The sequence below is a fragment of the Mycobacterium sp. 23 genome, from assembly GCF_048287075.1.
In the GTDB taxonomy this organism is placed as follows: Bacteria; Actinomycetota; Actinomycetes; order Mycobacteriales; family Mycobacteriaceae; genus Mycobacterium; species Mycobacterium gordonae_B.
Window position 1 is genome coordinate 2,944,023 of the sequence record NZ_JBLVUX010000005.1, and the last position, 12,406, is coordinate 2,956,428.

A 12,406-nucleotide genomic window follows, 5' to 3' on the forward strand; every position below is an offset into this window, starting at 1 on the left:
CGTCCTCCTGCGTGGGCCGCCGGGATGTTCCCGGACCTTCAACCGATTGCTCGGTGACCGACGGTCTTTGGTGGATCGGCCACAACAATAGCGCGGGCCCCCGCGATCAGCCAAAACGGCGCCATGGCAGGAGTGAAAGCTGCTACCCGCGCACGGCTTTCGATCGCCGCCTACAGCCCGGCGAGGCGCGCCGCGCCGACGAGACCGGCGTCGCCTCCGAGCTCGGCCGGCACCACCCGCAGGCCGGTCAGGAAATCCAGCCGGGCGTAGTCGGCCAGGGCGGCATGCAAGGGGTCGAACAGCAGAGCACCGGACTTGGCCACTCCCCCGCCTATCACCACCAGATCCAGGTCGCAGACCGCGCCCACCGAGGCGATCATCGCGGCCAGCGCGCGGGTGCCCCGCGCGAATGCCTGCAGTGCCACCGGATCTCCACCCGCCGCCGCCTGGGACAGTTCCCGTGCCCCGGCGCCCTGCGGCGCCGACCAACCATTGGCCCGCGCCCAGCGCGTCATCGAGGGACCCGACGCAATCGTCTCCACGCAGCCGCGGCCCCCGCACGCGCACGGCAACCCCTCGGGTTCGACCACCACGTGACCGACGTGGCCGGCGTTGCCGGTGCGGCCGGTGTAGGGCACCCCATCGAGCACCAGGCCGCCACCGACGCCGGTCGAGACGACCATGCCGAGCAGAAACCCGGCGCCGCGGCCCGCGCCGATCCAGTGCTCACCCAGCGCCATGCAAACTCCGTCGCCGCCTAACCGGACCGGTACGCCCGGCACCGCGGCCGCCACCCGGTCGCGCAGCGGGAACCCTCGCCAGGCCTTGATATTGACCGGGCTCACGCTGCCGGTGGCGAGGTCGACGGGGCCGGCAGAAGCGATTCCCACCGCGGCCACTGTTCCGCCGGCCGCGCGCACCGCGTCGGCGACCATCGCGGCAACCGCGTCCCAGACCTGTTCGGCACCGGCACCGGCGGGTGTCGGGCAGGTGGCGTTGTAGACCAGCGTGCGGCCGGGGTCGGCGCGGGCCGCGGGGTCGGCGAGTCCGGCGGCGATCTTGGTGCCGCCGATGTCGAGGCAGAGGGTGAGCATCAGTGTCGGTGGGTGTTGTCGGGTTGGCGTGGGTCGCCGGGGTGTTCGTAGCCGGGTGCCAGCTGTACCAGGGCGGCCCGGCGGGCGTCCAGCCACCCGCGGAACGCACGCCGGCGCGCCGCCGCCAGCAGATGCTGACGAATGGTCGACCGAACCTCGTGCAGCGGCGGTTGGGCGACCGCCGGGACGCGCCAGCCATGGCTTCCTACCGGCGATTGCGCGAACCGCAGCGGGTTGCGGGCGTGGTAGGCCGCGACGTCGTCGGCGCTGATCGCGACGGCGGCGGTGACGTCGGCGAACAGTGCACGTGCCCGCGGGTCGGCCAGGACCGCCGCCGCGATGCTGCCGATCTCGAGTCGGGCGGTCACATCGGGCAGCACGTCGTCCGCTGCCGGAGCGCCGCCGCCGTCGAGGCCGCGGGCGGCCGCCTCAGCGGCTACCACGCGCTCGGTCACGATCAGTTGCGTCAGCCAGCGTCGCAGTTGGCGGCCCTCGCTGGTGCCCGGCGCCGGCAGGGTGTTCGCTTGCGGACCGCCGCGCAACCGCGCCTCGCGGGCGTCGATCTCGGCGACGGCCACCGGGGCGCCGGCCACGGTCGCCGCGCAATCGGAATTCATGTCACCGTCACTTTCACCGCCGGCGAATAGATGAGTCGGCCCGCGCAGCCGACCCGGATCAGCGCCCACCACTGCCCCGGGTCCAGCCAGGCCGGCGGGCTGACATCGAAGGCGAGTTCGACGCTGCCCTGCGCGGGCAGCTCGGCGCCCTGGACTGCCGGGCCAATCCACTCCCACGTTCCCCAGGGGCTGATCAGGTGTGCTTCGAGAGCCAGGTCGGCATACGCGCGGCTGCCGATCGTCACCGACAGGCGGGCCACGGCACCGGCGCCCACCACGACATCAGCGGGGTCCTCAACGAGGTAGACGAAATCGGCGGCCTGCGCATCGATGTCGACGAACGCGACATCCTCGACCACCTGCTGCCAGGCAACCGGCACGTCCGCGCCGGTGACCCGAAGCTGGGCGCGCACCGGGTATCGCCCGGCCGGGGCGTGGCCCGGGATCCCCAGGACGACATCGGTTTCCAGATGCGCTCCGGCGGCCAGCGTGAACGGCAACTCAACCGGGGCGACCGACCAGCCGTCCGGATACACCACCTCGACCACACCATCGAGTTCGGCGTCGGTGCAGTCGCTGGCCACAGTCAAGCGCAACGTCACCTCGCGCAGATCAACACCGGCATCGACACTGACCTGCTGGGGATGCAGGTGGGCGACCACCGGCAACCCACCCAGCGGCGCGGGACCGCGGTTGTGCAGCCAATACCGTGCGTAGAGGGGCTGGGCGGGTTCGGCGTCCGGGGCCAGCGGGGCCGGGTCGTTGCGGAATTCGGCGATGTCGAGGCGCGCCAGCACGGTCGCCACCTGATACCCGTGCAGATCGATGAGGCGTCTGCGGCGTTCGGGTTCCTCCAGCAGGTTCGCCTGCGCGAGCCCACGCAGCCTGCCCAGGTCCGACCCGACGACGGCCCGCGCGGCCGCGCCGGTGGATTCCACGAGTCGCAGCGCGACGTCACCGGGTGCGACGGGCTGTGCGCTCCCGGCCGCCAGTGGGTTGCCGGCGGCTTTCAACGCGCCCAGTTGCACCGAGTCGGCCGGCTCGACGGTGAGCAGCGATCCGGCGGGCGGCAGCACGCCGTGCCGCTCTGATGGGGTGACCGCGAGCAGTGGATTGGAGAACTGGGCGCTGCGGGCCGGGAGTCTGTTTTCCCGCCAGTCACCCTCGCCGCAGATGAGCGCATAGTCGAAATCGTGCGTCCAGTGCTGGAGCTGGAAGTTGGAACCGTCGGGCGCGGTTCGGCGCGGTTCGTCGATCCAGGTTCCCGATGGCCATCCGGTGCACGACCGCATCAGCGCCGTATGCAGCGTGCCGTCCGTTTCGACGGCGAAGCTCGGCACGCCGCGGTTGAGCAGGGCGACGGTGTAGTCGTCGAAAGCGTCTGCGTCCGACGGAACCTGCTGCTGGACAACGACTTCCGCGTCGCCGAGGTCTGTGGCGAGCGTCGCGATCGCGGCGGTGAGGTTCCGGGCGCCCCTGCCGTCGATGATCAGCACCGGCACCGCGTCGCAGGCTCGCAGGTCGGCGTCGGGCACCCAGACGGCCACCAGCTGCGTCGCCGCCGGCACCCACACCCGCGCCTGACCCGTCTGAGCCAACTGCCGCTCGAGTTCGGCGGTGTAGACCGGGTCGGCGCCGGCGAGCACCTCGTTGGTGAACGCGTTGCGGGCGGGCCCGCCCAGCGCAATGCGGGCGTCCGGCAGGTTCGAGTCGACGTCGAGGTGGCCGTACCGCGGCTTCTCGGCGCCGCTGCAGGTGGCCGTCACCCCGGCACGGACCAGTGCGACCATCAGGTCGCGGGCCAGCGGGCCGGCCGCCGGCTCCGACGGCACCACGACCTCGGCCACCGATATCGCCCGGGTGTCGCTGCCCAGTCGGACCCGGGCCGCCGAGGACAACCCGAACCAGCCGTACGCCGGGTTGTCCAGCGTCCACAGGTGCTCGGCGGTGTCCACCGCCCGATCGCCGTCATGCAGTAACGCGAACCCGCGCCCGACGACGGCGTCCCCCACCTCGCTGACCGGCATGGCTCCAGGTACCGGGCACGGCCAGCGCAGCCGCACCAGCCGGTCTTCCCCGACGAAATCGTCGATGGTGGTGCGGCAGTCGAGGCGGTCGGTGCCGCGCCACAACGTCAGGGTCTGGGTGTAGCGCAGCATGTCGCCGATGCGGCCGCGAACCACCAGCCGCTCACCGAGGGGGCCACGGCACGCCTGCACGGTTGCCGAAGATTCCGAGCTGCACACCACCGGCCCGTGCGGGAGCAGATGCCAAGGACCCTCGCCCTGGGTCGGGTGCGAGGCGTATTCCTCGTAGACCGTGAGCTCGTTGCCCACTCGGCCTGGGGCGATCAACTCCCGGCCGGCACGGATCAACGACGCCACCGCACCGCCGCGGTGCGGGTCGACGGTGAGCCGGTAGAACTCGTTGACGATCTGCGTCCCGGCAGCCGGCTGCCACCCCGTTGCGTGGTCGGACGGGACCAGCCGATAGGTCCGCCATCCCAGCGAGGGCACGTCACGGGCCAGCCAGGTCACCGACCTTCCGTCGTGCTCGACATGGGCGGGCACCTCCGCGCCGTCGGAGTCCAGTACCCGCACGCCCGCGCCCGGCGGCGAGTCCAGCCGGACCGTGACCACGTCGTCGCGCAGCGAGGTCAGGGAGTTCCACACCACCACCGAGTGGTCCGCGGTCGCCGCCAGACCGGACAGCAGCCGCAGCGCATTGTCGCGGCAGGTGCCGCCCAGCTCCCACGCGTCCCGCCAGCCCGTCAGCAGATCGAGATACACCTGGTCGGACTCCGACCCGGTGATGGCGTCGTGGTGCGCGCCGTACGCCAGCTGCACCCACGCTTTGGCAAAGGCTGCCTGCGGGTACTGCGCCCCGGTCAGCACACCGGCGAAAACCGCGAAACGCTCGGCGTCCAGCACCGCGTTCTCGGCCGCGCGGTTGGCCTGCTTGGTGTCGATGTACGACACGTCCTTGCCGGTGTAGATCGGGTTCATGTCGCGGGTTTGCGGCGACGCGACCGCCGCGCGTTCGGCCAGTTCGGCCCGCACCGCCGCGAAGAACTCCCGCGGCAACCCGCACACGAACCGCGGCCACGTGTAGCGCGCTGCCCAGTCGCGGTGGATCTCGGTGACCCATTTGTTCGGAGGTGTGTAGTCGGTGCCGACCGGCAGCAGCACGTTGCGGGTCAGCGCCACCTTTTTCAGCTGGTCGAAGAGCGCGTAGGTGGCTTCCTCGGCTTCGGTGAGCGTGGTCGATGAGTCCATCCACCAGCCGGCCGAGTAGTGCGCGGGCATGTAGTGGGTGAGCAGGCCCCGGCCGGACGGCGAGATCCACTCGAACTCGCTGGAGAACTGCATCCGGTCCACACCACCACCCTCGGAGCCACCCGAAGCCGGGCCCCACTGGTGGTGCGGCCCGCGGGCCCAGGAACTCGAGGTCAGGCCGGCGTCGGCGGCCATCCCGGGAAATTGCGGGTCGTGCCCGAAGACGTCGAGCTGCCAGGCGGTCGCCGGGTCGGCGCCCAGCACATCGCGCTGAAAACCGATGCCGTGCACAAGGTTGCGGATTGTCGTCTCGGGGCCGGTGAGGTTGGTGTTGGGCTCGTTGTAGGTGCCACCCATCACTTCCAGCCGGCCCTGGGCCAGGAACCGCCGCAGGTCGGCACGGTCCTCGGGGCGAGTGTCCCAGTACGGCTTGAGGTAGTCGACTTCGGCGAGCACGAATTTGTACTCAGGTTCGCGCCGGGCCATCTCCAGATGAGCGTGCACCAATTCGAAGCCATTGGTCTGACGGGCGCGCCCGGGCGGGTCTTCATGCCATTCGCTGGTGTAAGCGGCCTGGGTGTTCCACCAGACGGGGTCGTAGTGGAAGTGGCTGACCATGAACATCGTCCAGCCAGGTTCGGCCACCACGAAGTCGAAAGTCAGGGCGTCTCCGGCGGCGCTCACCCGGGCGGGCAGCCGCTCCCCAATCGCCGGCCGGTCCACCGAGACCGCGACCTCGACGACCTCTTGACCGGCGCTGACAACGGCCTCGCCGCGCAGGCCGTCACCGTCGATGCGCAGCGCGGTCGGCTCAGCGCATCCGGCGACGCTGACTCGAACCAGCTGCTGCGGCTGGTCCGGCGGGCCCACGAACAGCTCGGTCGATGCCGCCGAAACCAGTTGCATGACCGCACCTTACGGTGCCGCTCCGGCGCGACGAAGACGATTGCCCACCGCGCCTGCCGCCTCCTGCACCTCAGGGGGCTCCAACACCTGGAACTCGGCGCCCACCATCGCGAAGTGCAACACCATCCGCTGCGGATCGTCGCCGCCCGCCGTCACCACGCAGGCCTGGTCTCCGTCGGCTTCGACGGTCATCGACTGCGGCGGGAAGTGGCGCGCGACGACGGACGCCGGCAGCTGGTAACGCACCCGGGCCACGTAGCGGTAGGGCGCGGCGCTGATGGCGTGGCGAAGGAATTCGCGTGCATCCGGCGCGCGCCGTGGGACGAAGGTGCTGCCCGCCGCACGCGTCGCGCTCATCCGGTCCAGGCGCAGCGTGCGCCAGTCGGTCCGGTCGCGGTCGTAGGCCAGCAGGTACCACCGCCGGCCGGTGGTGACCAGTTGATAGGGCTCCAGGCGACGCCGGCTGGGGGCGCCGTCACGGGCGGTGTAGTCGGTGGTGACGTGCTCGTGATCCCGGCACGCCCTGGCCAGCGTCATCAGCGTGTCCGGCTCCACCGGCGAGTCCACCGCGTCGGGCGTCAACGTGACGGTCGCCTCGTGCAGCGCGGTCACCTGCGAGCGCAGCCGGGCCGGGAGTACCTGATCCAGCTTGCTGAGCGCGCGCAACGCAGATTCACCGACCCCCGCCACACTGCCGCCCGCCGCCAGCCGCAGACACACCGCCACGGCCACCGCCTCCTCGGGATCGAGCAGCAGCGGCGGCAACGCCGCGCCGGCGCCGAGCCGGTAGCCCCCACCGGAACCCTTGCTCGCCTCCACGGGATAACCCAACTCTCGCAGTCGCTCGACATCGCGCCGCACACTGCGGCCGGTCACCGACAGCTGCCGGGCCAGTTCTTCACCAGTCCACACCCGACGCGACTGCAGCAGACCCAGCAGCTGCAGCACCCGGCTCGTCGTCGCCGACATGACAGCAAGTCTGCCCCACTTTTAGGACCGAAACCGTCCGGTATTGCTGCAAGGCTCACAGACGTGGCAGATCTAGGGACTCAACTGGCCGACCAGCTCGACTGGCACTGGCACGCACAACTGCGACCCCGCCTGGACGGGTTGACCGACGACGAGTACTTCTGGCAGCCGGTGCCCGACTGCTGGACCGTGCATCCGGACGGTTCGGTGGATTTCGCGTATCCCAGCCCCAGCCCGACGCCGTTCACCACCGTCGCGTGGCGGCTGGCTCATGTCATCGTCGGGGTGTTCGCCATGCGCAACCATCATCACTTCGGCGGCCGGCCCGCCGACTACCAGAGTTGGCGCTACGCCACCGACGCCGAGACGGCGCTGCGGCAACTCGACGAGGAGTACTCGGTGTGGATCACCGGGGTACGAGCCTTGTCGGACACCGACCTGAACCGGCCGTGCGGCCCGGCCGAAGGCCCCTACGCCGAGTACGCGCTGAGCGAACTGATCCTGCACATCAACCGGGAAGCGATCCATCACGGCGCTGAAATCGCCTGTCTGCGCGACCTTTACCTGCACACCCGAAAGGACTGACCATGCCCGCCCTCGCCCCTCCGGTCACCGGCGAACGCAACGCGCTGCGCGAGTTCCTCGCCTATCACCAGAGCGCCTATCTCGCGGTGTCCTACGGTCTCACCGACGAACAGGCCCGATCGGCTCCGTCGGCCAGTGCGCTGTCGATCGGCGGCCTGATCAAGCACGTCACCGGTATGCAGCGGATATGGATGGCCAGAGTGGCTGCCGCACCGGACGCGCCGCCGAAGGACACCCGACCGTTCGGGGACCGCTCCGCGCAGTACGCGGACGAATTCGTGATGCATCCCGGCGAAACCCTCGCGGGGATCCTCGATGCGTTCGCCGCTCAGAACGCCGAATCGCTACGACTGGTCGACACCGCCGACCTCGACGCCGCGGTGCCGGTCCCGCGCGATGCCCCCTGGTTTCCCAAGGACGTCGACGCCTGGTCGGTGCGCTGGGTCTTCCTGCACGTGATCAACGAACTGGCCCGCCATGCCGGACATGCCGACATCGTGCGGGAAAGCATCGACGGGGCCACCATGTACGAATTGATCGCAGGCCAGGAGAATTGGCAGCCGGAACCCTGGCTGACGCCCTGGCAACCCCGATAGGCCGTCACACAATCCATCGTTCGCCGCGCTTTTGCGTCGGGTGAGGCGGCTCACGCAAATTGTGATTCGACTGCACCGATTTGGCACACTGCAGAAATGAGTTCCACTAAACACCGCGATGTGGCCAAGCTCGACCGGGTGCCGCTACCGGTCGAGGCGGCCCGGGTAGCTGTCACCGGTTGGCAGGTCACCCGCACCGCCGCTCGTGTACTCAGCAAGCTCGCCGGCAGGGGCCCCTGGCAACAGAAGGTCATCAAAGAAATTCCCCAGACCTTCGCCGACCTGGGCCCGACGTACGTGAAATTCGGACAGATCATCGCGTCCAGCCCCGGCGCATTCGGCGAATCGCTGTCCCGCGAATTCCGCGGTCTGCTGGACCGGGTGCCGGCCGCCGACACCGATGAGGTGCACAAACTCTTTATCGAGGAACTCGGCGACGAGCCGGCCAACCTGTTCGCAACCTTCGAAGAGACACCCTTCGCCTCCGCATCGATCGCACAGGTGCACTACGCGACGCTGAAGACCGGCGAGGACGTCGTCGTCAAAATCCAGCGACCGGGCATCCGCCGCCGGGTCGCTGCCGACCTGCAGATCCTCCAGCGCTTCGCTCAGGCCGTCGAGCTGGCGAAGCTGGGCCGCCGGCTGTCCGCGCAGGACGTGGTCGCCGACTTCTCTGACAACCTCGCCGAGGAGCTGGACTTCCGGCTCGAAGCGCAGTCCATGGACGCCTGGGTCTCCCACCTGCATGCGTCTCCGCTGGGCAAGAACATCCGCGTCCCGCAGGTGCACTGGAACTTCACCAGTGAGCGGGTCCTGACGATGGAGCGGATCCAGGGCATCCGCATCGACAACGTCGCCGCCATCCGCAAGGCGGGATTCGACGGCACCGAGCTCGTGAAGGCGCTGCTTTTCAGCGTTTTCGAAGGCGGGCTGCGGCACGGGCTATTCCACGGCGACCTGCACGCGGGCAACCTCTATGTCGACGACGAGGGCCGCATCGTGTTCTTCGACTTCGGGATCATGGGCCGCATCGATCCGCGCACCCGTTGGCTGCTGCGCGAACTGGTATACGCCCTGCTGGTCAAGAAGGACCACGCCGCCGCGGGCAAGATCGTGGTGCTGATGGGCGCCGTCGGGACCATGAAGCCGGAGGCTGAGGCGGCCAAGGACTTGGAGAAGTTCGCGACTCCGCTGACCATGCAATCCCTCGGCGACATGTCCTACGCCGACATCGGCCGCCAGCTTTCGGCGCTGGCCGACGCCTACGACGTCAAGCTGCCCCGGGAGCTGGTGCTGATCGGCAAACAGTTCCTCTACGTCGAGCGCTACATGAAACTGCTGGCCCCCAAGTGGCAGATGATGTCGGACCCGCAGCTCACCGGGTACTTCGCCAATTTCATGGTCGAGGTCAGCCGCGAGCACCAATCCAACCCGCAAACCAACGAGGTGTAGGTAAGTGGAAGTTCGCAGTGGCACCGCGGTATCGGGTGATCTGAAGCTGTACTACGAGGACATGGGTGACCCCGATCATCCGCCGGTGCTGCTCATCATGGGCCTGGGCGCCCAGATGCTGCTGTGGCGGACCGAGTTCTGCGAGCAGCTCGTGCGCCGGGGCCTGCGAGTGATCCGCTACGACAACCGGGACGTCGGGCTGTCCAGCAAGACCGAGCGGCACCGGGACCCTCAGCCTCTGGCGACGCGGATGGCGCGCTCGTTCCTGGGGTTGCCCAGCCGCTCGGCGTACAAGTTGGAAGACATGGCCGATGACGCCGCGGCCCTGCTCGATCACCTCGACATCGACGGGGCCCACATCGTCGGGGCATCGATGGGCGGCATGATCGCGCAGGTCTTCGCCGCGAAGCACGCGCACCGCACCCAGACGCTGGCGGTGATCTTCTCCAGCAATAACCACCGCTTCCTGCCGCCGCCGGCGCCGCGCGCGCTGCTGTCACTGATCAAGGGCCCGGCACCCAGTTCACCGCGCGAGGTGATCATCGACAATTCCGTCCGGGTCTCCAAGATCATCGGCAGCCCGCAATACCCGACGCCGGAGGAGCAGATGCGGGCCGAGGCCGCCGAAGCCTATGACCGGAACTACCACCCGTGGGGCATTTCCCAGCAGTTCAGCGCCATTATGGGCAGCGGCAGCCTGCTGCACTACGACCGGCGCATCACCGCCCCGACTGTCGTAATCCACGGCACAGCGGATAAACTTATGCGCCCCTTCGGCGGCCGGGCGGTCGCAAAGGCGATCAACGGTGCCCGATTGGTGTTGGTCGACGGTATGGGACATGATCTGCCCAAGCAGTTGTGGAGTCGCGTCATTGGTGAGCTGACTAGCAACTTCGATGCCGCCGGTTAAGCCGATAGCCGACGGCTCCGTGGTGCCCGGCGAGGGGTGTCACGCAAATACGAGAGACGCAATGGTGTGCGCTGGAGGTGGTCCGATATGGCCGAACTGAGACCGTATTACGAAGAGTCGCAAGCGACGTACGACATTTCGGACGACTTCTTCGCGCTGTTCCTGGACCCCAACATGGTGTACACGTGCGCCTACTTCGAGCGCGACGACATGACCCTCGAAGAAGCGCAGTTGGCGAAGCTGGATCTGGCCCTGAACAAGCTGAACCTGGAACCGGGCATGACGCTGCTCGACGTCGGCTGCGGATGGGGCGGTGCGGTGGTGCGGGCTCTCGAGAAGTACGACGTCAACGTCATAGGCATCACCCTCAGCCGCAATCACTACCTGCGCAGCAAGGCCCGGCTGGCGGCGATCCCCACCACCCGGCGCGCCGAGGCGCGCCTGCAGGGCTGGGAGGAGTTCAACGAGAAGGTCGACCGGATCGTCAGCTTCGAGGCCTTCGACGCCTTCAAGAAGGAGCGCTGGCCCGCGTTCTTCGACCGCTCCTACGAGATCCTGCCCAGTGACGGCTCGATGCTGCTGCACAGCATCTTCACCCACGAGCAGACCTACTGGCGCGACCACGGCATCACCGTAACGATGAGCGATCTGCGCTTCTTCCGGTTCCTGGCCACCGAGATCTTCCCCGGCGGCGGCATGTGCGGCGAGGTCGACATCATCGACAATGCGAAGAACAGCGGATTCTCGGTCGGTGAAATTCAATATCTGCAACCGCATTACGCGCGCACCCTGGACATGTGGGCAGCCAATCTGGAGGCCAATCGCGAGCAGGCGATCGCCATCCAGTCACAAGAGGTCTACGACCGTTTCATGCGGTATTTGACCGGCTGCGCAAACTTGTTCCGAAAGGGCCTGTCGAACGTCGCGCAATACACGCTGACTAAATAACAAAAATGCCGCTGAACAGCGCAGACGCTGTCGCGGTTTAGAAATGGCGCGGCGCGTCGGATAACATCCTTCCGGCACGCACCGGGGGGATGCGACGACGCGTGCGATCGTGGGCCCGTTCGGGTCCGGAAAGGCAATACATATGGCTGCGAAGCTGAAGCCGCACTTTGACGACGTGCAGGCACACTACGACCTGTCGGACGACTTCTTCCGGTTGTTTCTGGACCCGACCCAGACATACAGCTGCGCTTATTTCGAGCGCGAGGACATGACGCTGGAAGAGGCACAGATCGCCAAGATCGACCTGGCGCTGGGCAAGCTGGGCCTGCAGCCCGGAATGACGCTGCTGGACGTCGGCTGCGGCTGGGGCGCCACCATGCGCAGGGCTATCGAGAAATACGACGTCAACGTCGTCGGCCTGACCCTGTCCAAGAACCAGGCTGCGCACGTGCAGAAGTCGTTCGACGAGATGGACACCGAGCGCACCCGGCGCGTGCTCCTGGAAGGCTGGGAGCAGTTCGACGAGCCCGTCGACCGCATCGTCTCGATCGGCGCGTTCGAGCACTTCGGCTTCGACCGCTACGACGACTTCTTCGCGCTGGCGCACCGGGTGCTGCCAGCCGACGGCGTGATGCTGCTGCACACCATCACTGCCCTGACCGGTACGCAGATGGCCGAGCGCGGGATGCCGTTGACCTTCGAGGGCGCCCGCTTCGCCAAGTTCATCATGACCGAGATCTTCCCGGGCGGCCGGCTGCCGTCGATCGAGAAGGTGGAGGAACACTCCGCGAAGGGCGGGTTCACCCTGACCCGGCGCCAATCGCTGCAGCCGCACTACGCCCGCACGCTCGACCTGTGGGCCGCGGCCCTGGAATCGCGCAAGGGCGAGGCGATCGAGATCCAGTCCGAAGAGGTCTACGAGCGCTACATGAAGTACCTGACCGGGTGCGCGGACTCGTTCCGGACCGGCTACATCGACGTCAACCAGTTCACCCTGGAGAAGTAGGGGAAATAATCCCGGCATCGGTGAGTTCAAATGCGGGCGACGCGTCCC

At 68.2% G+C, this 12,406-nt stretch carries 10 protein-coding genes; 6 read left to right on the forward strand and 4 right to left on the reverse strand.

The genetic code is table 11. From position 1 onward, the window contains the following. Positions 1–170: 170 nt before the first annotated feature. From ACNQS7_RS14860 to ACNQS7_RS14875, 4 genes are read right to left on the reverse strand one after another with little or no spacing between them, the layout of a single operon-like run. Positions 171–1,094, reverse strand: a complete 924-nt coding sequence (locus tag ACNQS7_RS14860; RefSeq protein ID WP_418013116.1) for an ROK family protein — start codon at positions 1,092–1,094, stop codon at positions 171–173. Next, positions 1,094–1,711, reverse strand: a complete 618-nt coding sequence (locus ACNQS7_RS14865) for a malonyl CoA-ACP transacylase (RefSeq protein WP_418013117.1) — start codon at positions 1,709–1,711, stop codon at positions 1,094–1,096. Before ACNQS7_RS14865 ends, ACNQS7_RS14860 begins: the two co-directional genes overlap by 1 nt. Beyond that, positions 1,708–5,892 (reverse strand): NEW3 domain-containing protein, encoded by a 4,185-nt coding sequence (locus ACNQS7_RS14870; RefSeq protein WP_418013118.1) that lies wholly within the window; start codon positions 5,890–5,892, stop codon positions 1,708–1,710. Before ACNQS7_RS14870 ends, ACNQS7_RS14865 begins: the two co-directional genes overlap by 4 nt. A 9-nt stretch (positions 5,893–5,901) precedes the next feature. Next, positions 5,902–6,861: a helix-turn-helix transcriptional regulator gene (locus tag ACNQS7_RS14875; RefSeq protein WP_418013119.1), complete on the reverse strand. Its 960-nt coding sequence runs from the start codon at positions 6,859–6,861 to the stop codon at positions 5,902–5,904. 63 nt (positions 6,862–6,924) lie between these two features. On the opposite strand from ACNQS7_RS14875, the gene ACNQS7_RS14880 reads away from it, so the two are divergent. From ACNQS7_RS14880 to mmaA2, 6 genes are all read left to right on the forward strand, one after another. Continuing rightward, on the forward strand, positions 6,925–7,446 hold the full coding sequence (locus ACNQS7_RS14880; RefSeq protein ID WP_418013120.1) for a DinB family protein: 522 nt from the start codon (positions 6,925–6,927) through the stop codon (positions 7,444–7,446). A gap of 2 nt (positions 7,447–7,448) precedes the next feature. After that, positions 7,449–8,042 carry a DinB family protein gene (locus ACNQS7_RS14885; protein ID WP_418013121.1) on the forward strand — a complete coding sequence of 198 codons (594 nt, stop codon included), beginning with the start codon at positions 7,449–7,451 and terminating at the stop codon, positions 8,040–8,042. Between the two features lie 96 nt (positions 8,043–8,138). After that, on the forward strand, positions 8,139–9,494 hold the full coding sequence (locus ACNQS7_RS14890; RefSeq protein WP_418013122.1) for an ABC1 kinase family protein: 1,356 nt from the start codon (positions 8,139–8,141) through the stop codon (positions 9,492–9,494). Positions 9,495–9,498: 4 nt separating this feature from the next. Further along, entirely contained in the window at positions 9,499–10,404 is a 906-nt protein-coding gene (locus tag ACNQS7_RS14895) for an alpha/beta hydrolase (RefSeq protein WP_418013123.1), read from the forward strand. A gap of 87 nt (positions 10,405–10,491) precedes the next feature. Further along, positions 10,492–11,352 (forward strand): cyclopropane mycolic acid synthase family methyltransferase, encoded by an 861-nt coding sequence (locus tag ACNQS7_RS14900; RefSeq protein ID WP_055578847.1) that lies wholly within the window; start codon positions 10,492–10,494, stop codon positions 11,350–11,352. 142 nt (positions 11,353–11,494) lie between these two features. Continuing rightward, a complete protein-coding gene (mmaA2, locus tag ACNQS7_RS14905; RefSeq protein ID WP_418013124.1) occupies positions 11,495–12,358 on the forward strand; it encodes a cyclopropane mycolic acid synthase MmaA2 in 864 nt (287 codons plus the stop codon). The last annotated feature ends 48 nt before the right edge of the window (positions 12,359–12,406 follow it).